Raw genomic sequence first — 21,653 nt, forward strand, 5'->3', positions numbered from 1 at the left:
TGCCCGTCCCTGACGACAAAACCACAGACCCCAAAACGCCGGTCACCAAAGTGACACGCGCTTTAAGTGGCCAAATCTGTTGACTCGCAAACCGCTCTTGTGCGTTCGTATACAAACAACCTGTCGGGCTGCGACCCCGCGCCAGTCCCCAGATCGGAGCAAATGACGTGACCGAGCCTACCGCCCCGCGCAGCCGGACGGATCGCCCCGAAAAGATCCGCTGCGACGCTTGCCCGGTGATGTGCTACATCGCCGACGGCCGGTCCGGTGCCTGCGACCGCTATGCCAATGAAGGCGGCGCGCTGGTCCGTCTCGATCCGCTGACCATTCTGGAGAACCGCGAAGCCGAAGCGCCTGTGGTGCCGTTTCTGGACCGCGAATGGGATGGCGATCTGCTGACCGGCGAGGAGACGTTCCTTACCGCGGTGGGGTCCGGCACGACCTATCCCGACTATAAGCCCGCGCCCTTCATCGTCGCCTCCAAGACCGCCGATGCCGATATGATCACCGTCGTGACCGAGGGCATCTTTTCCTATTGCGGTGCCAAGGTGAAGATCGACACGGACCGGCATCTGGGTGCCGAATGTGCGCCGGTCCGGGCCGAGGGCGAGGTGATCGGCCATGTCACCACCTCGGAATACGGCTCGCAAATGCTCAGCCTTGGCGGCGTCAACCATCTGACCGGCGGATCCAAGAAAGAGGGGCGTGTCACCTGCGCGTCGCTTCTGGCGCTGTGCAATGGCGGATCTGTCGCCATGACAATCGACGGCGGCGCGGACCTGGAAGTGACCGCCGGACAGGCGCCCATCGTCGATGGCAAGAAAGAAGAGCGGATGCGCGTCGGCTGCGGCTCTGCCACCGTCGGTATGTTTGCCGCGCAATGGCAGGGTCTGGTGGACGAGGTCGTGGTGGTGGACGATCACATCACCGGCGTCATGTCCGAGCATCAGGCAGGCAAGGTCATCGGCTGGGCCCCTTCGGGCATTCGCATCAAGGGCCGCCGTTCGACCCCCGGACGCTATTTTCAGGTGGCAGATCCCGGCACCGGCTGGGGCGGCACCGATCTTACCGATCCGCTGACCATCCTCGGGGACTGGAAGCCGGATCAGGCCCGCCCCGGCCTGTCGCTGCTGATGGTGTCCACCACTGGCGAGAACGCGGCCTATTACGAGTTGAACGACGATCTGGTGCCGGTGCAGCAGGAAATGCCGGCGCGGCTGGTCCCCTCTGTCCGCCGGATCGAGGAGAATTGCGAACCGTCGCTGGCCTCCGTCCTGTTCATGGCGGGGGCCGGTGGCTCGCTGCGATCCGGTGTGACGAAAAACCCGGTCAGCCTGACACGTTCGGTGCAATCGCGGCTGACAAGGGTGACATGCGGCGGTGCGCCGGTCTTCATGTGGCCGGGTGGCGGCATCACCTTCATGGCGGATGTCACGCAGATGCCGAAGAACGCGTTTGGCTATGTGCCGACGCCAGCCCTTGTGGCCCCTATCGAGTTCACGATGAGCGCCACCGATTACGCGGCCCTGGGCGGCCATATGGACTATGTCATGCCGCTGGAGGATGCCTTGCGCGGTGTGCATAGTCGGCAAAATGACCACCAGCTTTCCGGGCAACGGGCAGAGCCACGCAAATCCGGCGCGCCATGGCCGGTCGGCCGGGCGGGCAAGCCATGAGCTGGGCTGAGACCGCCCGCGCGCATCTGTTGCCGGATGGCAGGTTGCGGCTGACCCACGGGCCGATTGACGTGATCATCTGCGCAGAGGGGCCAGAGGATGCGATCCGCGCCGCATATCTGCGCGCCCGAGACGCGTTCCAGCCCCTGCTGGAGGATCTGGTCGCAGAACTGCCCCGGTTGCGCGCGTCTGCGGGTCCGGCCCCACAGGGCGAGGTGGCAAAGCGGATGCACAGGGCCGTGTCACTCTTTCCGGACGTTTTCATCACGCCGATGGCCGCCGTTGCCGGATCGGTTGCCGATCACCTGCTCGCGGCGCTGCTGATGCCGGAACACGGCCTGACCCGTGCCCATGTCAATAACGGTGGCGATATCGCGCTTTGGACGGCGGATACGCCGTTTCGGCTGGCGATCTGCGAGGATCCGCTGATGCGCCGCATGGGCGCGCGGGCCGTGATCGGGCCGGATGACGCGATCGGCGGGGTGGCGACCTCTGGCTGGCGCGGGCGGTCGCATTCGTTGGGCATTGCCGATGCGGTGACGGTTCTGGCCGCAGACGCGGCCACCGCAGACGCTGCGGCGACGCTGATCGCCAATGCCGTCGATCTGCCCGGCCATCCCGGCGTTTCCCGCGCGCGCGCCGACAGCCTGTCGCCGGACAGCGACCTTGGCGCGCGGCTTGTGACGACCGATGTCGGCCCCCTGCCCCTGCGCGACCGACAAAGCGCGCTTGCCCACGGATCGAACCTTGCGCAACGCTATATTGCGGACGGGCTGATCGCCGCTGCCTGCCTGACCTGTCAGGCAGAGCGGGTGATGCTGGGCCGTGCCGTGACAAACCCCGAAAACCCGGCCATACACGGCGCGAACAGCCGCCAGAAGGACCTGACCCATGCCTGAACCGCAGATCCGCAAATCCGCAACACTGGTCGAGACGATCTACCATGAAGGCGGGCCCGCGCCGGAGACACCCTTGCGCCGCGCGGCCTGCATGACGGTCATCGCGAACCCCTTTGCCGGTCGCTATGTCGAAGAGATCGAAGGCTTCATGAAGGATCTCGAACCGCTGGGCATTCAGATGGCGCAGCACTGCATCGACGCGCTTGGTGGCGATGCATCCGTGGTCGAAGGCTACGGAAAGGGTGCCATCGTCGGCACGAATGGAGAGTTGGAGCATGGCGCGCTGTGGCATGTCCCCGGCGGTTACGCGATGCGCGACAAGATTGCCGAGAGCATGGCGATCGTCCCGTCGACCAAGAAGGTCGGCGCGCCGGGGGCGCGTCTGGACGTGCCGGTGACCCATACCAACGCCTCGTATGTGCGCTCGCATTTCGACGCGATGGAGGTCGGGCTGAACGACGCGCCCAAGGCCGACGAGATCCTGCTGGTGCTGGTGATGACCACCGGCCCGCGCATCCATGCTCGCGTCGGCGGCCTGAAGGCCAAGGACGTGGCGGGCAAGGACGGCTTGCGGTGAAATTGCGCCGGATCATCACCCTGGTCGAGGAGACGCGGCGCGAGATGGGGCAAGAGATTGCCCCGCCGTCCCGTCGCGCATTGGCGGCGGCCGTGATCGAAAACCCTTATGCCGGACGCTACGCAGAGGATCTGGACGCGTTGATCCAGACAGGTGCCGCGCTTGGCCAGCGTTTGGGCCAAGAGGCGCTTGCCGCGCTTGGCTGTGACGCCAGTGACGTGCAGGGTTACGGCAAGGCGGCACTTGTCGGAGAGGCCGGAGAGTTGGAACATGCCGCAGCCCTGCTGCACCCGAAGCTTGGCGCACCGCTGCGCGAGGTGCTGGGCGGCGGCAAGGCTCTGGTGCCCTCCTCCAAGGCGATGGGTGGTCCGGGCGCTGTGATCGACGTGCCGTTGGGCCACAAGGATGCGGCCTATGTCCGGAGCCATTTTGATGGAATGCGGCTGGAACTGCCCGACGCGCCGCGCGCAAATGAAATCGTGGTGGCCGTGGCGCTGCAACAAGGCGGCAGGCCCAATCCACGGGTCGGCGGGCTGACCCATGCAGAGGTACTGGGCACGGACGGGCTGCGCTAGGGAAAGGACGGAGGCAGACAGATGGGCAATTTCATACGCAATGCCTGGTATGTCGCGGGCTGGTCGTCAGAGATAGACGACGAGCTGCGCCGCTTTACCATTCTGGGCGATCACGTCGTCATGTACCGCAAATCGGATGGCGGCGTCGTGGCGCTGGAAGACCGCTGCCCGCACCGGCTGCTGCCACTGTCCAAGGGCAAGCGCATCGGGGACGACATTCAATGCGGCTATCACGGGCTGACGTTTGATTGCTCGGGTGCCTGTATCCGCGTGCCCGGACAGACCAACCAACCCAAAAGCGCCTATGTTCTGGCCTTCCCGACATTCGAACGCTACGGCATCGTCTGGATCTGGATGGGCGACCCCGAAAAGGCCGATACCGGCAAGGTGTTCGACCTGCCGCAATTCAGCGATCCCGGCTGGGCCACGCATCACGGCGACGCGCTGCATTTGAAATCAAATTACCTCAACGTCGCCGAGAACCTTGTTGATCCCGCGCATGTCAGCTTTGTCCACCCGACCACGTTGGGCAATGCCGCGTCGGAAAACGTCCCCGTGCATGTCCAGACCGAGGGCGAAGCAATTGTCGCGTGGCGCTGGATTCGCGACGCTGAACCGATTGGGTTTTTCAAAGGGTTTGGCGGCTTCACCGGCAATGTGGATCGCTGGCATTACTACTACCTCTATACCCCCTGTACGGCGGTGATCGATTTCGGGTCTGCCCCGGTGGAGGATGCCATTGCCGAAGATGAGCGTGATCGCGGCGTGCGCATCTTTGCCCTGCATTTCATCACCCCGGTGACAGAGACCACTTCGATCGACCGCTGGATGCATATCCGCAACACCGCGCTTGACGACGCCGGCGCCGAGGCCACGATGGACACCATGTTCCGCAAGGCGTTTGACGAGGACAAGGCGATCCTGGAGGCCGTTCAGGAAGAAGAGTTGCGCCCCGCCAAACGACGCCCCATCCGCATCGCCATCGACAAGGGACCGCTTGTCTATCGCAAGCGGATCAGCGAACTTCTGGAACTGGAACGTACCGAGGATCTGGCGGCCGACCCCTCGCCCGCCTTTGTCTACCACGATTGACCGGCGTCAGACCGGACCATACGGCAGCCCAACGCCTGCCGACCAACAGGAGACTGACCATATGACCTTCACGCGACGCACATTGCTCGCCATGGCCACGGCGCTTGCCCCGATTGCGGCATTGACCCCGGTGACTGCGCTGGCGCAGGACAGTATCAAGATCGGCGAGATCAACCATTACAAACGCCTTGCCGCATTTGCTGAACCCTACAAGCTGGGTATTGAACTGGCCGTGGAAGAGATCAACGCCGATGGCGGCGTGCTGGGCAAGCCGCTGGAGTTCATCTTCCGCGACGACCAGGGCGACCCGGCCGAAGCGATCAAGATCGCCGAGGAACTGATGACCCGCGACGGTGCGGTGATGCTGACCGGGACAATCCTCAGCAATGTCGGGTTGGCGCTGTCGTCCTTTGCCGCCGAGAAAGGTTACCTTTATCTTGCGGCGGAACCGCTGGCGGACAGCCTTGTGTGGTCCTCCGGTAATCCGCAAACCTTCCGGCTTCGCGCGTCAACCTGGGTACAGGCCGCGATGCTGGCGGAAGAGGCCGCCAAGACCGACGCAATCCGCTATGCCACCATCGCGCCCAACTATGCCTACGGGCAAGACGCTGTCGAGGCCTTCAAGGAAAACCTGCTGCGGTTGAAGCCTGACGTGGAATTCGTGGCCGAACAGTGGCCCGCGCTCTTCAAGATCGACGCAGGCGCCGAGGTGCAGGCACTGGAACGTGCGAAGCCCGACGCAATCTATAACGTGACCTTTGGCACCGATCTGGCCAAATTCGTGCGCGACGGCGGCGACCGCGGCCTGTTCGATGGCCGCAATGTCTACGGCCTGCTGACCGGAGAGCCGGAATACCTCGACCCGCTGGGGGATGAGGCACCCGAAGGCTGGTTCGTGACCGGCTATCCCTGGTACGCGCTTGAGGACGGCACCCCCGGCAAGACCTTTGTCGACGCCTATATGGACACGACAGGCGAGACGCCAAAGATCGGCTCGCTGGTGGGTTACATGACCGTGTTGTCGATTGCCGCCGCGATTGAGAAAGCAGGTGCCACCGATACTGCATCCCTGATCGCCGCCTTTGAAGGGCTGGAGGTCGAGGATACGCCGATTGGCCTGCTCAGCTACCGCGAACTCGACAATCAGTCGACGATGGGCGCCTATGTCGGCACGCTTGCGGTGGAGGACGGCAAGGGCGTGATGGTGGACTGGTCTTACAAAGATCCCGCGCCCTATATGCCCACTGACGACGAAATCCGCGCAATGCGTCCTGCCGAGTGATCCGCAGGCGCATGGCCGCAAGGCCCCGGATCAAGTCCGGGGCAGGTGTCCTTCCGTATCAGCGGTGCGCTTCCCGCCCCGGGCCTGACCCGGGGCCTCCACCTCGGCGTCCATCTGCCGCCGAGACTGCCTTCTCCCCGTCAGACAGAGGACCGACATGGCCTTCTTCTTCGCCCAGTTCCTGACCGGGCTTGCCAATGCCGCAGCACTTTTTCTCGTCGCCTCCGGCCTGTCGCTGATCTTCGGTGTCACGCGGATCGTGAATTTCGCGCATGGGTCATTCTACATGCTAGGTGCCTTTGTGGGCGTTACTCTCATGGAGGTTTTGCCGGGTGCCGTTGGCTTCTGGGGCGCAATCATTTTGACCGGCCTTGCGGTTGGCGCAATCGGTGCCTTTGTGGAAATGGTCGTTTTGCGGCCCATCTACCGCGCACCGGAGCTGTTCCAGCTTGTCGCCACTTTCGGCGTGATCCTCGTCATTCAGGACCTCGCCCTGATGATCTGGGGTGCCGAGGACCGGCTTGGCCCGCGCGCCCCCGGCCTGCGCGGCGTCTGGCGCATCTTCGGAGAGCCGGTGCCGAAATACGACATCATCCTGATCGCCATCACGCCCTTCATCCTGTTCGCCTTGTGGTATCTCATCACCCGCACGCGTGTCGGCGTGTTGGTCCGTGCGGCCACGCAGGACCGAGAGATGGTGGGCGCTCTGGGTGTGAATCAGGCGTGGCTTTTCACCGGGGTCTTCGCGCTTGGGTCTGCCCTTGCCGGCTGGGGCGGCGCATTGCAACTGCCCAAGGGTGGCGCGGATCTGCTGATGGATTTCAACATCATCGGGGCGGTCTTCGTGGTGGTGGTGATCGGCGGCATGGGGTCGCTGCCCGGCGCATTCATTGCCGCTGTCCTGATCTCTGTCCTCAGCGTCTTCGGCGTGACCTACCTGCCGCAATCGACGCTGGTGCTGATGTTCGTGGTCATGGCCATCGTGCTGATCGTGCGGCCCTACGGCCTGTTGGGGCGCGAGGAAGTCGCGGGCGAGCACGGGCAAGCGGGCGCGCCCGAAACACCGATCCGTCCCTATGGCCGTGTCGGCAAGATGCTGGTGGCGGGCTTGCTGGCCCTATTGGCCACCCTGCCCTTGTTTGCCGAACAATTCGTGCTGACACTGACCGTCGACATGATCGTCTTCGCGCTGTTCGCCGCGTCGCTGCACTTCATCCTTGGCACCGGCGGGCTGGTCAGCTTTGGCCATGCCGCGTTCTTCGGTGGCGGCGCTTATGCGGCGGCGCTGCTGGTGTTTCACACCGACACGCGCATGGAACTGGCTTTTCTGTTCGCGCCCTTCGCCGCCGGCCTTCTGGCGCTTGGCATCGGCTGGTTCTGCATCCGTCTGACGGGCGTCTATTTCGCCATGCTGACACTGGCATTCTCGCAGCTGGTCTGGTCGCTGGCCTTCCAGTGGCGTGATGTGACGCGCGGCGATGACGGGTTGGTCAATATCTGGCCCGCCGACTGGCTGAACAGCCCTTCGGCCTATTATTACTTCACCCTCGCACTTGGTGTCGGCGGCATCCTGTTCCTGCGTCACGTCATCCACGCGCCGTTCGGCTATGCCCTGCGCGCAGGGCGTGACAGCCCAAGACAGGCCGAGGCGACGGGCATCGACGTCAAGCGCATCCAATACGCGGCGTTTGCCTTGGCAGGCGCGATGGCGGGCCTCGCAGGCGGCATCTTCGTGTTCTCAAAAGGCTCTGTCTTTCCGACCGAACTGGAGATCGGTGCCAGTTTCGACGCGCTGATCGTGGTCTTCCTTGGCGGCGTAAAGACGCTGGCCGGCGGGGTTGTCGGTGCGGGCTTCATGACACTGGTCGAGGATTGGCTGACCCGGCTGGAATACTGGCGGCTGCTGCTGGGCTTGCTTATCATCGCCGTGGTCATCATCGCCCCCGAAGGCATCGTCGGCTCGCTGCGCAGCCTGTGTACGCAGATACGCGGCAGCGAAAGCGAGGTGTCGAAATGACCGAGATCCTGCGCGTCGAACACCTCAAGAAAAGCTATGACGGGTTTCTTGCCGTCAATGACGTGTCCTTTTCCGTGGCCAAGGGCGAGTTGAAGGCGCTGATCGGTCCCAATGGGGCCGGAAAATCCACCTGTTTCAACATGCTGATGGGTCAGTTGAAACCCACGGCGGGCACTGTCTGGCTGGATGGCAAGAAGATCACCGGCCTGCGCCCGCGCGAGATCTGGCGACGCGGCGTCGGGCGCACCTTCCAGATCACCGGCACCTATCCGTCGATGACCGTGATCGAGAATGTGCAGATGGCGCTGATGAGCCATCACCGCAAACTATACGCCATCGCGCCGCGCGCCTGGCGGCTCTACCGCGATGAGGCATTCGAGTTCCTGAAAACCGTGGAGATGGAAGATCAGGCCGACCGTCCCTGCTCTGTTCTGGCCTATGGCGATCTGAAGCGGCTGGAACTGGCGATCGCGCTATGTCACCGTCCGCGTCTTTTGCTGATGGATGAACCCACGGCGGGCATGGCCTCCAGCGCGCGGATCGCGCTGATGCAACTGGTGGCGGATATCGTACGCGATCAGGGCGTGTCTGTCCTGTTCACCGAACATGACATGGATGTGGTCTTTGCCCATTCGCATCACATCATGGTGCTGAACCGGGGCGAGTTGATCACCGAAGGCAGCGCCGAAGAGGTCCGCAACGACGCCCGCGTGCAAGAGGTTTACCTTGGCGGTGGCACCCTGTTTGCGGAGGCGCGGAATGCTTAACGTCAACGACATCCACAGCTATTACGGCAAGGCGCATATCCTTGGCGGGCTGAGCTTTGACGTGCCGCGCGGCGAGGTGGTTGCCCTGCTGGGCCGCAACGGCGCGGGCAAATCCACGACGATGAAATCGGTGATGCAGCTTGTGCGCCCACGTCAGGGGTCGGTCAGCTTTCAGGGGCAGGAGCTGATCGGGAAACCTGCCTTTCGGGTGGCCAAGGCGGGCTTGGGCTATGTCCCCGAAGACCGCCGCATCTTCACCGACCTCACCGTATTGGAAAACCTCGAAGTCGGCCGTCAGCCGCCCCGAGACGGTGCCCCGGAATGGACGATGGAACAGCTTTTCGAGATCTTTCCCAATCTTGCCGAGCGTCGCACCAATCGTGGCAAGCACCTGTCGGGCGGCGAGCAGCAGATGCTGACCATCGGGCGCACGCTGATGGGCAATCCACTGCTGCTGCTGTTGGATGAACCGTCAGAGGGCATCGCGCCGGTCATCGTCGAGGAAATGGCAGAGACCATTCTGAAGCTGAAATCCGAAGGGCTGACGGTGATGATCTCTGAACAGAACCTGCATTTCGCCCGCGCCGTGGCGGACCGCGCGATCATCATCGAAGGCGGCGAAAAGAAGTTCGACGGCAGCTTTACCGAGCTTGAAGCCCATCCGGAAATCCGTGATGCCTATCTGTCGGTCTGATCCGATCGTAACCGCCGTGAGGGTGGCATGAGTCGGGACAATGTCGATGGGGCCAACGGAGGCCATGGCTATGTGCTGGACGACCAGATCGGCTTTCTTCTGCGCCGGGCCTATCAGCGCAACTCCACTCTCTTCGCGGCTCTGGTGCCGGGCAAGTTGACGGCGATGCAGTTCGCGGTTCTGTTCAGGCTGGCCGAGAACGGCCCCGCTTCGCAGAACCTGCTGGGCCGCTCCGTGGCGATGGATGCGGCCACCACAAAAGGTGTCGTCGACCGGCTGATCGTACGGTCGCTGTTACAGGTCGGCCCCGACCCTGATGACCGCCGCCGCCATCTCGTGTCGCTCACTCCTGCCGGGACGACGTTGATTGACAAGGCTGTCGCCGCTGCGGTGGAGGTCAGTGAGACCACGCTTGCACCGCTGCGCGAGAAGGAACGCGAAACCCTGCTAAGGCTGCTGCGCAAGATTTCCTGATACCCGCCGCTTGCCCAGCCGGTCATCCGTTCTGGCCTGTTTGCGAAAACGGTTAGCGCCACCATGTGCCCGCTTGTCACGTTTAACGCTAACACATTGCCAAAAAACGTTTTTTACCTTTGCGGTCGCAGTATTGGTGGCTATAGCCGGGGGAACCCGACCGCTGAACAGGAACCGCCCCATGACCGTGACACTTGGCATCAACGGATTTGGCCGTATTGGCCGCAGCACCCTTGCCCATATCACAGAGGCCGCGCGCAACGACGTTCAGGTGGTCAAGATCAACGCCACCGGCCCGATCGAGACGAACGCTCACCTGCTGCGTTATGACAGTGTGCATGGCCGCTTTGGCGGCGAGGTCCACGTCGAGGGAAACACGATGGATCTGGGCCGTGGCCCGATGCAGGTCTATTCGACCTACGACCCGGCAGAACTGGACTGGTCCGGTTGCGACGTGGTTCTGGAATGCACCGGAAAATTCAACGACGGGCAGAAATCCTCGGTCCATCTGGAACGCGGCGCCAAGAAAGTCCTCATTTCAGCGCCTGCCAAGAATGTTGACCGCACCGTGGTCTACGGCGTCAACCACCGCGACCTTCTGGCGAACGAGCGCATGGTCTCCAACGGGTCCTGCACAACCAACTGCCTTGCCCCGCTGGCGAAAGTGCTGCACGAGGCGATTGGCATCGAGCGCGGCATCATGACCACGATCCACAGCTATACCGGCGATCAGCCGACGCTGGACCGGCGTCACGATGACCTGTACCGCGCCCGCGCTGCCGCTTTGGCGATGATTCCCACCTCCACCGGTGCAGCGAAAGCACTGGCAGAGGTTCTGCCGGAAATGGAAGGCCGTCTGGATGGCACCGCCCTTCGCGTCCCCACACCGAACGTCTCGGCCGTGGATTTGACCTTTGAGGCAGGCCGCGATGTCACCGTCGATGACGTGAACGAGGTCATGGCAGAGGCCGCCGCAGGCCGCATGGGCAGCGTGCTGTCCTATGATGCCGCCCCCAAGGTATCGATAGATTTCAACCACACCACGCATTCGTGCATCTTTGCACCCGACCAGACCAAGGTCGTGGGTGGTCGCTCAGTGCGCGTGCTGGCCTGGTACGACAATGAATGGGGTTTCTCGGCACGCATGGCCGACGTGGCCGCCTGCATGGGTCGCCTGCTGCACTGAGTTTTGCGACGACATGCATCATTTTACGCCCGGTTGGCATCATGTCAGCCGGGCGCTTTTGTGTTTGCGAACGCCGCAATTTGCGCGTGACAGGGCCGCAGCCATCTGCCATCCCGGTTCTTGGGCAAGCGGCCCGCACCCGATCCGCAGAGTGACGACAAGGCTGGCATGACCAATACGCTTTCCATCATCCTTGGTATCTTACTGCTTGCTTGCATCGGCGTGGATGTGGTCCTGAACGACGGCATTGGCCTCGTTTTTCTTGCGAGAAAATTCGCAACCCTGATCGATTGGCTTGCCTTCTGGCGCTAGGGTAAGGAAACCTGTGGTGACAGCCCGGTTGACTTTTTTGCTCAGGTGCGGTTGTTACCGCTAACAAAGATTACGCCAAATCAAGGAGCGCAGACATGACAGTCAAAGTTGCTATCAACGGGTTCGGACGGATCGGACGCAATGTGCTGCGTGCCATCGTAGAATCCGGTCGTACCGATATCGAGGTGATCGCGATCAACGATCTCGGCCCTGTCGAGACCAACGCCCATCTGGTGCGTTATGACAGCGTTCATGGCCGGTTCCCCGGCACCGTGACCGTCAATGGCGACACGATTGACGTGGGCCGTGGCCCGATCAAGGTCACTGCGATGCGCAACCCCGCCGACCTGCCCTGGGGTGACGTGGACATCGTACTGGAATGCACCGGGATTTTCACCTCGAAGGACGCCTGTCAGGCGCATCTGGAAAACGGTGCCAGCCGCGTTCTGATTTCTGCCCCCGGCAAGGATGCAGACAAGACCATCGTTTACGGTGTGAACCACGATTCGCTGAGCGCGGCTGACCTGATCGTGTCGAACGCGTCCTGCACCACCAACTGCCTGTCACCCGTCGCCAAGGTTCTGAACGACGCCATCGGCATCAAGCGCGGCTTCATGACCACGGTGCACAGCTATACCGGTGACCAGCCGACACTGGACACGATGCACAAGGATCTGTACCGCGCACGCGCTGCGGCCATGTCGATGATCCCAACCTCGACCGGCGCGGCCAAGGCCGTGGGTCTGGTTCTGCCGGAATTGAACGGCAAGCTGGACGGCGTCGCCATCCGTGTTCCCACCCCCAACGTGTCGGTCGTCGATCTGACATTCGAAGCGGATCGCGACACGTCAGTCGAGGAGATCAATGAAGCGATCCGCAAGGCGGCCGCGTCTGGTCCTCTCAAGGGCATTCTGGCAGGCACGGATGAGCCGCTGGTCAGCTCTGACTTCAACCATGACCCGCACAGCTCTACCTTTGCTTATGATCAGACCAAGGTGATGGACGGCAACATGTGCCGCATTCTGACCTGGTATGACAACGAATGGGGTTTTTCCAACCGCATGGCCGACACGGCCGTTGCGATGGGCAAGTTCATCTAAGCGTCAGCTTTGATAGAATGAACGAAACGCCTCGGGGTTAAATCCGGGGCGTTTCCTTTTGCAAGAGGATGCCCGACCTCGGCACGGATGCACAAGATCAGAGATTTCCGAAGCCTAGCGTGGGTATACGTCAACGACGTCGCTTTGACAGGCGCTGCGCTGTGACGTTATAGAGCATACAGATTTCAATATCTTATTCAGTCAGACGCAAGATATTCATCCCTGATCGAACCTGGATATCAGCGCATCGCGCACCGGAGGTGTGACGAACTTGCGTACATCCCCTCCCAATCGCGCAATCTCTTTCACCAGTTTTGAGGCAATCGCCTGATGCCGCGCGTCTGCCATCAGGAACACCGTCTCGATAGAGCTGTTTAGCGCGCGATTCATACCAACCATCTGATATTCATACTCAAAATCCGCGACCGCCCGCAAACCGCGGACGATCACCTGCGCGCCGACGTCACTGGCACAGTCGATCAACAGGTTCTCGAAGGGATGAGCGACGATCTCTGTCCCGGTCTGTTCCGACAAGGACGCGCATTCCGCCTCAATCATCCCTACCCGTTCCTCAAGCGAAAACAGCGGCCCCTTGTCGCGATTGATGGCGACGCCAATCACCAGCCTGTCAACCAAGACGGCAGCTCGGCGAATAATGTCGATATGTCCCATCGTGATGGGATCGAAAGTGCCGGGATACAGGCCGATGCGCATGGGATTTCTCTCTTTTTTCCTGCCGCGCACGCAATATTATTGCGTACGGGAATGCAAGAAAAAAGCGAAATCAATGCCCCATGATCATGCCTTCAAGCGCGTCTTTTTCCATCGACAGTTCTTGCAGGCGTGCCTTGACGACGTCGCCGATGGTGACAATTCCGATCAGTTCGTTGTTCTGTGTCACCGGCATATGGCGGAATCGACCGTCCGTCATGCGCTGAAGAATGTCATCGGCCTGATCGCCAGATCCGCAGCAGGACGGATTGCGAGTCATCATCTCCCGAGCCTCTTCATCCAGACAGGACGCCCCTTTCAGCGCCAGCGTCCGCACGATGTCGCGCTCTGACAAGATACCTTCGACCGCCTTGCCATCGGATGACACGATCACACCGCCGATCCGGCGCTCTGCAAGCAAATGCGTCACTTCGGAAACCTTGGTTCCGGGCTTGATTGTAACCACACCGGTATCACCTTTGGCTTTAAGGATCTGGTGGACGAGCATGTGGCGAGCCTCCGCACAAAATTGCAATGGTTTCAGCGTCTACAGAACAGACGTAGCTGTCAAGTCAGTGCTTCAAGACGTGCGACCTCGCGGCGCAATCCGTCCGCCAGTGCTGCGGCAAGGCGGTTCATCCGTTCCAGCTTTCGGTCGTCAGCATGGCGTATCAGATAAAAGCTGCGGGTCAGCCAGATCTCATGGGTCAGAACACGGCGCACATTCGATGTGGACGGAATGGCAAAGTCATGCACCACGCCCAGACCCGCCCCCTGCCGCACCCAGTGAAATTGGACCGAGACCGAATTGGACGCCAGCGCCACGCGGGTCAGGCCGAATTCATCCAGATAGTCCAATTCCTTGTCAAAGATCATGTCCGGAATATAACCGATCAAACGATGCCCGCGCAGCGCTTGCGTGGTTTCGATCGGCCCGTTTTGGTCCAGATAATCCAGTGACGCTGCCAGATGCAGTTGGTAATCGGTGATCTTCTGCACGCTCAGCCGCCCGGTTTGCGGCGGGCTGACGGCGATGGCCATGTCCGCCTCGCGCTTGGAAAGATTCACCACGCGGGGCAAGGCGACGATCTGGATTTCAAGATCGGGATTGGCGCTGGAAATTTCGGCACAGACCTGCGGCAGCAGGAAATTTGCGCAGCCATCCGGTGCACCGATGCGAATCTGACCTGAAAGCGCACCGGTGCCGCCCGTCACGGCCTCTTGCGCCGCCTGCATCGCCTGCTCCGCGCGTTCCGCATGGGTGATCAAGCGCTGGCCTGCTTCTGTCAGCGCATAGCCCAGCGGCGACTTGACAAAAAGCGGCGCACCGAGGTCTTGCTCCAGCCGCGAGATCCGCCGCCCTACCGTCGCGGGGTCCATCCGCAGGACGCGCCCCGCCGCCGACAGGCTTTCGCCACGCGCGACCCCCAGAAAGATCCGCATATCGTCCCAGCCCTGCGCCATTTGCCCCCCTTTGCATTTCTGCAATGTCTTTTTGGCAAATTGGGCCTTCTTTCCGCATTTTTGCAAGACTATTGTGGCGGCAATCTCGGATCCAAGGAGGAATATCGGATGCAGGAACTCAGCCACTATATCAATGGCAAGCACGTCAAGGGCACGTCGGGCCGGTTTGCCGATGTGATGAACCCGGCCACGGGCGAAGTGCAGGCCAAGGTGCCGCTGGCGACCGTCGAAGAGTTGAACGATGCCGTTGCCAAGGCCGAAGAGGCGCAAAAAGCCTGGGGCGCCACCAACCCGCAGCGCCGCGCGCGGGTGATGATGAAATTCGGCGCGCTGATCAACGAGCATATGGACGAGTTGGCAGAGTTGGTCAGCCGCGAGCATGGCAAGACCCTGCCCGATGGGCGCGGTGACGTGCAGCGCGGGCTGGAAGTCGTCGAGGTTTGCATGGGCGGGCCGTCGCTGCTGAAAGGCGAGTTCACCGATGATGGTGGCCCCGGCATTGACCTGTATTCCATGCGCCAGCCACTGGGTGTAGTTGCCGGCATCACGCCGTTCAACTTCCCCGCGATGATCCCACTGTGGAAAATGGCGCCTGCCCTGACCTGCGGCAACGCGATGATCCTCAAGCCGTCCGAGCGTTGCCCGTCAACCTCTCTGCGTCTGGCCGAGTTGCTGACAGAGGCCGGTCTGCCGGACGGGGTGCTTCAGGTCATCAACGGCGACAAGGAAGTCGTGGATGCGATCCTCGACAACGACACCGTGCAGGCCGTGGGCTTTGTCGGCTCCACCCCGATTGCGCAATACATCTATGGTCGTGCCGCGAATAATGGCAAACGGGCGCAATGCTTCGGCGGTGCCAAGAACCACATGATCATCATGCCGGATGCCGATATTGAAAAGGCCGCCGACGCGCTTGTGGGCGCAGGTTTCGGCGCGGCGGGCGAACGCTGCATGGCGATCTCTGTTGCCGTGCCTGTGGGCGAGGAAACCGCCGACAGGCTGATGGAAAGCCTGATTCCGCGCGTCGAAAAGCTGAAGGTCGGTCCCTACACGTCCGGCGACGATGTGGACTATGGCCCTGTCATCACCGCCGCCTCCAAAGAGCGGATCGAGGGGCTGGTCAATTCCGGGGTGGATCAAGGCGCCAAGCTGGTCATCGACGGGCGAAACTTCAGCCTGCAAGGCTATGAGGATGGCTTTTTCGTCGGCCCATCGCTGTTTGACAACGTGACGCCCGATATGGACATCTACAAGGAAGAGATCTTCGGCCCCGTCCTCAGCACCGTGCGTGCCGAGACCTACGAGGACGCGCTGAACCTTGTGATCGACAATCCCTATGGCAACGGTACAGCGATCTACACGGCGGATGGCGACACGGCGCGCGACTTTGCCCACCGGGTCAATGTCGGCATGGTCGGCATCAACTTCCCGATCCCGGTGCCGCTGAGCTACCACACATTCGGCGGCTGGAAGAAATCGGCCTTTGGCGATCTCAACCAATACGGCCCCGATGCGTTCCGGTTCTACACCAAGACCAAGACCGTCACCGCGCGCTGGTTCTCGGGCATCAAGGACGGCGGAGAGTTCAACTTCAAGGCGATGGACTGATCCGCGCCTGACGCCGGATAAATGACCAGTAAAGGGCGGCTTCACGGGCCGCCCTTTCGCCATGTGGCGTTCGCGCGAGGCTTGCCCTGCCCGGCATGCTCTGGTCAACTGACAGAAGCGATCAAGAGGGGCAGCCTGTGACAGAACCCGCCTTCAGCATCGGCATCGAGGAGGAATACCTGCTCGTTGACCTTGAGACATACGCCTTGGCCGAAGCGCCGGAAGAGTTGATGGACGCCTGCACATCAGAGCTTGAACATCAGGTCAGTCCCGAATTCCTGCAATGCCAGATAGAGATTGGCACCAAGGTCTGCGCCGATACCGGCGAGGCGCGCGAGGACCTTAAACGGTTGCGCAACACAGTGTCGAAACATGCGCGCAAATACGGATTGGCCCCGATCGCCGCGTCCTGCCACCCGCTTGCCGACTGGAAGACCCAAAGCCACACTGACAAGGACCGCTACAACACACTGGAGCGCGATCTCGGCGGCGTGGCGCGGCGTATGCTGATCTGCGGTTGCCATGTGCATGTCGGATTGAACGACGATCTGCTGCGGGCGGATCTGATGCGGCAAATGTCGTATTTCCTGCCGCATCTTCTGGCGCTGTCGACCTCTTCGCCCTATTGGCAGGGGCAGGACACCAAGATGGCGTCTTACCGCATCTCTGTCTTTGACAACCTGCCCCGCACCGGCCTGCCCCCGCAATTCGAAAGCTGGCAGGATTTTCAACGCTCTGTCGATGTCCTGATAGAACTGGGCGTGATCGAAGATATCTCGAAAATCTGGTGGGATCTGCGTCCCTCCGCACAGTTTCCAACGCTGGAAACGCGCATCATGGACGTGTCGCCCCGGCTTGAGGACACGCTGGCGCTGGCGGCACTGAACCAATGCCTGCTGCGGATGCTGTGGCGGCTTCGCGTCAAGAACCAACGCTGGCGAATTTATGATCGCTTCCTGATCAGCGAAAATCGCTGGCGGGCGCAGCGCTACGGCGTCACCGAAGGGCTGATTGATTTTGGCCGGGGCGAAATCGTCCCGTTTCACGAATTGGTCGATGAACTGATCGCGCTTGTCGAAGAGGACGCAGGCACCCTGAAATGCATGCGAGACATCGAACAGTTGCGCCGCATCGCCGCGGATGGAACATCATCAACCCGGCAACGCGAGGTGCTGGCGACAGCCAAAGCGGACGGCAAGGACCACGAAGGGCAGATGCGCGCCGTTGTTGCCCATCTGGTCGAGGAGTTCCACGAAGGGCTTTGACGGGGACCGGAAATGGCGACACGTTTTCTGATCGGAAGGCAGCCAGATCATTGGGACATGCCCTTGAACACTCGAAACACTCCTGCAACAAACCCGAATTAACCATTCGTTCAATTCACTACCGCCGGAGGGGACATCATGGATTTCGCGCTGAGCGAGGAACAGACCGCCATTTTCGACATGGCACGCGCCTTCGGGCAGGAACATATCGCACCCTTCGCGCGCGACTGGGAAAAGCAGGGCACCATCCCCAAAGATCTGTGGCCGCGGGTGGCGGAACTTGGCCTCGGCGGGATCTATGTGTCCGAAGATTTCGGTGGATCGGGTCTGTCGCGGCTTGATGCCACGCTGGTCTTCGAGGCGCTGGCAATGGCCTGTCCCGCCGTGGGGTCGTTCCTGTCGATCCACAATATGTGCGGCGGCATGATCGACAAGTTCGGCAGTGAAGAGACGAAGGCGAAATGGCTTCCTGACCTCTGCACCATGTCGAAACTGTTCAGCTATTGCCTGACCGAGCCCGGTTCAGGCTCTGACGCGTCTGCCCTGCGGACCCGTGCCAACAAGACGAATGAGGGCTATGTGCTGAACGGCACCAAGGCCTTTATCTCGGGCGCGGGCTATTCAGACGCCTATATCACCATGGTCCGCACCGGCGAAGACGGGCCAAAGGGCATCTCGACCGTCGTGATCGAGGATGGCACAGCGGGTCTTAGCTTTGGCGGGCTGGAGGACAAGATGGGCTGGCGCGCGCAACCCACCGCCCAGGTGCAATTCGACGATTGCACCGTGCCGCTTGACCACCTGATCGGCGAAGAGGGGCGCGGTTTTTCCTATGCGATGGCGGGGCTGGATGGCGGCCGTCTGAACATCGCGGCCTCCGCGCTTGGTGGCGCCCAAAACGCGCTGGACCTGACGCTGGCCTATATGGGCGAGCGCAAGGCCTTCGGCCAGACCATCGACCGGTTTCAGGCGCTCCAGTTCCGGCTGGCGGAAATGGAGGTCGCGCTGCAATCGGCACGGATCTTCCTGCGTCAGGCCGCGTGGAAGCTGGACAATCAGGCACCCGATGCCACAAAATTCTGCGCCATGGCAAAGCTTTACGTCACCGACGCGGCCTTTGATGTGGCCAACCAATGCCTGCAACTGCATGGCGGCTATGGCTATCTCGGCGATTACGGAGTCGAAAAGATCGTCCGCGATCTGCGCGTGCATCAGATCCTCGAAGGCACGAACGAGATCATGCGCCTGATCATCTCGCGTCAGATGTTGGCAGAGCGGGCATGAGCATGGACAGTCACATCCGCCGCGAAGGCCGCGCCGGACGGATCACCCTGACCCGCCCGAAGGCGCTGAACGCGTTGACCTATGACATGTGTCTCGACATCGCGAAAGCGTTGGAGGATTGGCGCGATGATCCGAACGTGGACCTGCTGATCCTCGACGGGCAAGGCGACAAGGCGTTCTGCGCCGGTGGCGATATTGCCGAGATGTACCGTACCGGGGCGCATGGCGACTACGCCTATGGGCGGCAATTCTGGCATGACGAATACCGGATGAATGCGGCGCTTGCCGAGTATCCCAAACCTGTCGTCAGCCTGATGCAGGGCTTCACGATGGGCGGCGGTGTCGGTCTGGGCGGGCATGCCTCGCACCGGATCGTGGGCGATAGCAGCCGAATCTCCATGCCCGAATGCGGTATCGGCTTTGTGCCGGATGTCGGCGGGTCCTGCCTTCTGGCGCGCGCGCCGGGCAGGCTTGGCGAATATCTTGGCCTGACCGCCGCGCGGATGGGTCCGGGCGACGCGATCCATGCGGGATTTGCCGACGCTTTCGTGCCAGAGGATGCGTGGCCCCAGCTTATCGCGACGCTTGAACAGAGCGGCGACATCACAGCAATCTCAGCGGCGTCGCGTCCCGCACCGGAAAGCACACTCGCCGGGCACCAGTCGCGGATCGACACGCTGTTCAGTACAGATACGCTTGCCGATCTCGTAGCAGCGCTGCGTCAGGACAGCAGCACCTTTGCCGCCGAGACCCTCAAGGCCATGATGCGATCATCCCCGTTGTCGATGGCGCTGACGCTGGAAATGCTGCGCCGGTTGCGTTCCGGGCCGTTGACGGTCCGGGATGCGTTGGCGCTTGAATATCGCGTCTCTTGGCGCATCATGGAACACGGCGATTTTCTGGAAGGGATCCGCGCCGCGATCATCGACAAGGATCGCAACCCGAACTGGCGGCACAATATCGACGGCGTGCCTGCGGATGAGGTGTCGCAGATGTTGCAACCGCTGGGCGCTGACGTATTGAGTTTCGACGGAAAGGATTAACGCATGAAGATCGGGTTTATCGGATTGGGCAATATGGGCGCGCCGATGGCCGCCAATCTTGTGAAGGCCGGACATGATGTGATCGGCTTTGACGTGGCGGGTGCCACGGCCGAGGGCGCATCAGTGGCGAAAAGCGCCGCGGAGGCCGCAACAGGGGCCGATGTCGTCATCACCATGCTGCCCAGTGGCGCGATTTTGCGCGATGTCGCGGACCAGATCATCCCGGCCATGACAAATGGCGCGGTGTTTCTGGATTGCTCTACTGTCGATGTGGACAGTGCGCGCGCCGTGGCCGAGCAGGCGCAGGCGGCGGGCCTGTCAGCGCTGGACGCGCCGGTATCCGGCGGGGTCGGTGGAGCTGCGGGCGGGACGCTGACCTTCATGGTGGGCGGGGACGACACAGGCTTTGCCAAGGCCGCGCCACTGTTCGAGGTCATGGGCCAGAAAGCGGTGCATTGCGGTCCGTCGGGCAACGGGCAGGCCGCGAAGATCTGCAACAACATGATCCTAGGCGTCACCATGATTGCCACATGCGAGGCCTTCGCGCTGGCCGACAAGCTGGGTCTTGCGCGCGAGGCAATGTTCGACGTTGTCTCCACCTCTTCAGGCTATAGCTGGTCGATGAACGCCTATTGTCCGGCACCGGGGGTTGGTCCGCAATCACCCGCCGATAACGGATACCTGCCAGGTTTTGCGGCCGAACTGATGCTGAAAGACCTTGGCCTGTCGCAGCAGGCTGCGGATGCGGCGGATGCTGACACGCCGATGGGCGCGGCCGCACTGGAACTCTACAAGCGGTTTGTCGAGGACGAGGATGGCAGAGGCAAGGATTTCTCTGCCATGCTGCCGCGATTCGAGAAACGCGCGCGGAGTTGATCTGTGTCATATTCCGCGAATTGTATATGTCGTTAAGCTCAGCCTCGAATGAAACCTTCATTGGAGAAAAGAAAATGCTTGCGAAAAACATGGGCCAGACCGACCGGATGATCCGCGCCGTGCTGGGCGTCGTGCTGCTGCTGTTGGTCTTCACGTCGCTTACGGGCGGTTGGGCTTGGATTGCGGGCGTCGTCGGCGTGGCGATGCTGGCGACGGCGGCCATGGGCTCCTGCCCGCCCTATGCGCTGCTCGGCATCAACACCTGCAAGACCAAGTAGGCAAGTCGCCGCCGCATGACGGCAAGGATCCGCGCGCGAAACTGAAACAGCTGGAACATTTCTGGATACCGGCGCATTGGCGTTTGGAACGACTCTGGAGAAACAGTCATGCACATGAAACTTGCTGCCATCGCCATGCTTGCCGGATTGATGACGGTTGGCACGGCTTCTGCGGGACTTGCCGGGCCGAAGGCGTGCCCCCCGGGACTGACCAAGAAGAGCCCGGCCTGCGTCCCACCCGGACTTGCGAAGAAGCAAGGCATTCGGGATGACGATCATGACCGCTACCATTACCGCGTCGGCGAGGTCGTGCGGCGCGGCGATTACATAATCATCCGCGAACCGGGTCGTTATGGGCTGGACCCAAGCGACACCTACTACCGCGTGGGTGATCAGGTGCTGCGGGTCGACCGTGAAACACGCGAGGTGCTGGACCTGATCGGTGCGGTTGCTGCGATCCTCGATTGATCGCA

23 protein-coding genes are annotated in these 21,653 nt (G+C 61.7%); 20 read left to right on the forward strand and 3 right to left on the reverse strand.

Going from position 1 to position 21,653, the window contains the following annotated elements; genetic code table 11:
* Positions 1-239 precede the first annotated feature (239 nt).
* From B8991_RS02080 to gap (B8991_RS02140), 13 genes are all read left to right on the forward strand, one after another.
* On the forward strand, positions 240-1,676 hold the full coding sequence (locus B8991_RS02080) for a 6-hydroxynicotinate reductase (RefSeq protein WP_235866526.1): 1,437 nt from the start codon (positions 240-242) through the stop codon (positions 1,674-1,676).
* Complete coding sequence (locus B8991_RS02085) at positions 1,673-2,575, forward strand: UPF0280 family protein (protein ID WP_084350316.1); 903 nt, start codon at positions 1,673-1,675, stop codon at positions 2,573-2,575. Before B8991_RS02080 ends, B8991_RS02085 begins: the two co-directional genes overlap by 4 nt.
* Entirely contained in the window at positions 2,568-3,152 is a 585-nt protein-coding gene (locus B8991_RS02090) for an amino acid synthesis family protein (RefSeq protein WP_084350128.1), read from the forward strand. Before B8991_RS02085 ends, B8991_RS02090 begins: the two co-directional genes overlap by 8 nt.
* Entirely contained in the window at positions 3,149-3,727 is a 579-nt protein-coding gene (locus B8991_RS02095) for an amino acid synthesis family protein (RefSeq protein ID WP_084350129.1), read from the forward strand. The genes B8991_RS02090 and B8991_RS02095 overlap by 4 nt, the downstream gene beginning before the upstream one ends.
* A gap of 21 nt (positions 3,728-3,748) precedes the next feature.
* Positions 3,749-4,819, forward strand: a complete 1,071-nt coding sequence (locus tag B8991_RS02100) for an aromatic ring-hydroxylating dioxygenase subunit alpha (protein WP_084350130.1) — start codon at positions 3,749-3,751, stop codon at positions 4,817-4,819.
* Positions 4,820-4,880: 61 nt separating this feature from the next.
* Positions 4,881-6,101: an ABC transporter substrate-binding protein gene (locus tag B8991_RS02105; RefSeq protein WP_084350131.1), complete on the forward strand. Its 1,221-nt coding sequence runs from the start codon at positions 4,881-4,883 to the stop codon at positions 6,099-6,101.
* Positions 6,102-6,258: 157 nt separating this feature from the next.
* On the forward strand, positions 6,259-8,118 hold the full coding sequence (locus B8991_RS02110; protein WP_084350132.1) for an ABC transporter permease: 1,860 nt from the start codon (positions 6,259-6,261) through the stop codon (positions 8,116-8,118).
* Positions 8,115-8,885 carry an ABC transporter ATP-binding protein gene (locus tag B8991_RS02115; RefSeq protein WP_084350133.1) on the forward strand — a complete coding sequence of 257 codons (771 nt, stop codon included), beginning with the start codon at positions 8,115-8,117 and terminating at the stop codon, positions 8,883-8,885. Before B8991_RS02110 ends, B8991_RS02115 begins: the two co-directional genes overlap by 4 nt.
* Positions 8,878-9,579, forward strand: a complete 702-nt coding sequence (locus B8991_RS02120; RefSeq protein WP_084350134.1) for an ABC transporter ATP-binding protein — start codon at positions 8,878-8,880, stop codon at positions 9,577-9,579. The genes B8991_RS02115 and B8991_RS02120 overlap by 8 nt, the downstream gene beginning before the upstream one ends.
* Before the next feature lie 27 nt (positions 9,580-9,606).
* Positions 9,607-10,053: a MarR family winged helix-turn-helix transcriptional regulator gene (locus B8991_RS02125; RefSeq protein WP_084350135.1), complete on the forward strand. Its 447-nt coding sequence runs from the start codon at positions 9,607-9,609 to the stop codon at positions 10,051-10,053.
* Positions 10,054-10,234: 181 nt separating this feature from the next.
* Positions 10,235-11,239, forward strand: coding sequence for a type I glyceraldehyde-3-phosphate dehydrogenase (gene gap / locus B8991_RS02130; protein ID WP_084350136.1), 1,005 nt, complete (start codon positions 10,235-10,237; stop codon positions 11,237-11,239).
* 168 nt (positions 11,240-11,407) lie between these two features.
* On the forward strand, positions 11,408-11,551 hold the full coding sequence (locus tag B8991_RS21390; protein ID WP_179141408.1) for a hypothetical protein: 144 nt from the start codon (positions 11,408-11,410) through the stop codon (positions 11,549-11,551).
* Between the two features lie 95 nt (positions 11,552-11,646).
* Positions 11,647-12,651 carry a type I glyceraldehyde-3-phosphate dehydrogenase gene (gene gap / locus B8991_RS02140; RefSeq protein ID WP_084350138.1) on the forward strand — a complete coding sequence of 335 codons (1,005 nt, stop codon included), beginning with the start codon at positions 11,647-11,649 and terminating at the stop codon, positions 12,649-12,651.
* A gap of 216 nt (positions 12,652-12,867) precedes the next feature.
* On the opposite strand, the gene coaD is transcribed toward gap (B8991_RS02140), so the two are convergent.
* From coaD to B8991_RS02155, 3 genes are all read right to left on the reverse strand, one after another.
* Positions 12,868-13,365 (reverse strand): pantetheine-phosphate adenylyltransferase, encoded by a 498-nt coding sequence (coaD, locus tag B8991_RS02145; RefSeq protein ID WP_084350139.1) that lies wholly within the window; start codon positions 13,363-13,365, stop codon positions 12,868-12,870.
* A 70-nt stretch (positions 13,366-13,435) separates the two neighbouring features.
* Complete coding sequence (locus B8991_RS02150; RefSeq protein ID WP_084350140.1) at positions 13,436-13,870, reverse strand: CBS domain-containing protein; 435 nt, start codon at positions 13,868-13,870, stop codon at positions 13,436-13,438.
* A gap of 59 nt (positions 13,871-13,929) precedes the next feature.
* Positions 13,930-14,826, reverse strand: a complete 897-nt coding sequence (locus tag B8991_RS02155; protein ID WP_084350141.1) for a LysR family transcriptional regulator — start codon at positions 14,824-14,826, stop codon at positions 13,930-13,932.
* Positions 14,827-14,934: 108 nt separating this feature from the next.
* Here B8991_RS02155 and B8991_RS02160 point away from each other — a divergent pair, with 108 nt between their 5' ends.
* The 7 genes from B8991_RS02160 to B8991_RS02190 all read left to right on the forward strand — a co-directional run bounded on the left by B8991_RS02160 (position 14,935) and on the right by B8991_RS02190 (position 21,648).
* Positions 14,935-16,434, forward strand: coding sequence for a CoA-acylating methylmalonate-semialdehyde dehydrogenase (locus tag B8991_RS02160; RefSeq protein ID WP_084350317.1), 1,500 nt, complete (start codon positions 14,935-14,937; stop codon positions 16,432-16,434).
* A 137-nt stretch (positions 16,435-16,571) separates the two neighbouring features.
* A complete protein-coding gene (locus tag B8991_RS02165; protein WP_143514461.1) occupies positions 16,572-17,699 on the forward strand; it encodes a carboxylate-amine ligase in 1,128 nt (375 codons plus the stop codon).
* A 138-nt stretch (positions 17,700-17,837) separates the two neighbouring features.
* The gene (locus B8991_RS02170) at positions 17,838-18,983 is read left to right on the forward strand and encodes an acyl-CoA dehydrogenase family protein (protein ID WP_084350143.1); all 1,146 of its coding nucleotides are present in this window, start codon (positions 17,838-17,840) and stop codon (positions 18,981-18,983) included.
* On the forward strand, positions 18,980-20,026 hold the full coding sequence (locus tag B8991_RS02175) for an enoyl-CoA hydratase/isomerase family protein (RefSeq protein ID WP_235866510.1): 1,047 nt from the start codon (positions 18,980-18,982) through the stop codon (positions 20,024-20,026). Before B8991_RS02170 ends, B8991_RS02175 begins: the two co-directional genes overlap by 4 nt.
* A gap of 3 nt (positions 20,027-20,029) precedes the next feature.
* Positions 20,030-20,902 (forward strand): 3-hydroxyisobutyrate dehydrogenase, encoded by an 873-nt coding sequence (mmsB, locus tag B8991_RS02180; RefSeq protein ID WP_084350145.1) that lies wholly within the window; start codon positions 20,030-20,032, stop codon positions 20,900-20,902.
* Between the two features lie 74 nt (positions 20,903-20,976).
* Complete coding sequence (locus B8991_RS02185) at positions 20,977-21,180, forward strand: YgaP family membrane protein (protein WP_084350146.1); 204 nt, start codon at positions 20,977-20,979, stop codon at positions 21,178-21,180.
* Between the two features lie 108 nt (positions 21,181-21,288).
* Positions 21,289-21,648: an excinuclease ABC subunit A gene (locus tag B8991_RS02190; protein WP_235866511.1), complete on the forward strand. Its 360-nt coding sequence runs from the start codon at positions 21,289-21,291 to the stop codon at positions 21,646-21,648.
* Positions 21,649-21,653 lie beyond the last annotated feature (5 nt).

It is taken from the genome of Primorskyibacter flagellatus, assembly GCF_900176485.1.
Taxonomy (GTDB): domain Bacteria; phylum Pseudomonadota; class Alphaproteobacteria; order Rhodobacterales; family Rhodobacteraceae; genus Primorskyibacter; species Primorskyibacter flagellatus.

Bases quoted from the DNA above. Each gene is read 5' to 3' on its own strand.
- B8991_RS02080 (WP_235866526.1), top strand. From the start codon at position 240: ATGTGCTACATCGCCGACGGCCGGTCCGGTGCCTGCGACCGCTATGCC.
- B8991_RS02085 (WP_084350316.1), top strand. From the start codon at position 1,673: ATGAGCTGGGCTGAGACCGCCCGCGCGCATCTGTTGCCGGATGGCAGG.
- B8991_RS02090 (WP_084350128.1), top strand. From the start codon at position 2,568: ATGCCTGAACCGCAGATCCGCAAATCCGCAACACTGGTCGAGACGATC.
- B8991_RS02100 (WP_084350130.1), top strand. From the start codon at position 3,749: ATGGGCAATTTCATACGCAATGCCTGGTATGTCGCGGGCTGGTCGTCA.
- B8991_RS02105 (WP_084350131.1), top strand. From the start codon at position 4,881: ATGACCTTCACGCGACGCACATTGCTCGCCATGGCCACGGCGCTTGCC.
- B8991_RS02110 (WP_084350132.1), top strand. From the start codon at position 6,259: ATGGCCTTCTTCTTCGCCCAGTTCCTGACCGGGCTTGCCAATGCCGCA.
- B8991_RS02115 (WP_084350133.1), top strand. From the start codon at position 8,115: ATGACCGAGATCCTGCGCGTCGAACACCTCAAGAAAAGCTATGACGGG.
- B8991_RS02120 (WP_084350134.1), top strand. From the start codon at position 8,878: ATGCTTAACGTCAACGACATCCACAGCTATTACGGCAAGGCGCATATC.
- B8991_RS02125 (WP_084350135.1), top strand. From the start codon at position 9,607: ATGAGTCGGGACAATGTCGATGGGGCCAACGGAGGCCATGGCTATGTG.
- gap (WP_084350136.1), top strand. From the start codon at position 10,235: ATGACCGTGACACTTGGCATCAACGGATTTGGCCGTATTGGCCGCAGC.
- B8991_RS21390 (WP_179141408.1), top strand. From the start codon at position 11,408: ATGACCAATACGCTTTCCATCATCCTTGGTATCTTACTGCTTGCTTGC.
- gap (WP_084350138.1), top strand. From the start codon at position 11,647: ATGACAGTCAAAGTTGCTATCAACGGGTTCGGACGGATCGGACGCAAT.
- coaD (WP_084350139.1), bottom strand. From the start codon at position 13,365: ATGCGCATCGGCCTGTATCCCGGCACTTTCGATCCCATCACGATGGGA.
- B8991_RS02150 (WP_084350140.1), bottom strand. From the start codon at position 13,870: ATGCTCGTCCACCAGATCCTTAAAGCCAAAGGTGATACCGGTGTGGTT.
- B8991_RS02155 (WP_084350141.1), bottom strand. From the start codon at position 14,826: ATGGCGCAGGGCTGGGACGATATGCGGATCTTTCTGGGGGTCGCGCGT.
- B8991_RS02160 (WP_084350317.1), top strand. From the start codon at position 14,935: ATGCAGGAACTCAGCCACTATATCAATGGCAAGCACGTCAAGGGCACG.
- B8991_RS02170 (WP_084350143.1), top strand. From the start codon at position 17,838: ATGGATTTCGCGCTGAGCGAGGAACAGACCGCCATTTTCGACATGGCA.
- B8991_RS02175 (WP_235866510.1), top strand. From the start codon at position 18,980: ATGAGCATGGACAGTCACATCCGCCGCGAAGGCCGCGCCGGACGGATC.
- mmsB (WP_084350145.1), top strand. From the start codon at position 20,030: ATGAAGATCGGGTTTATCGGATTGGGCAATATGGGCGCGCCGATGGCC.
- B8991_RS02185 (WP_084350146.1), top strand. From the start codon at position 20,977: ATGCTTGCGAAAAACATGGGCCAGACCGACCGGATGATCCGCGCCGTG.
- B8991_RS02190 (WP_235866511.1), top strand. From the start codon at position 21,289: ATGCACATGAAACTTGCTGCCATCGCCATGCTTGCCGGATTGATGACG.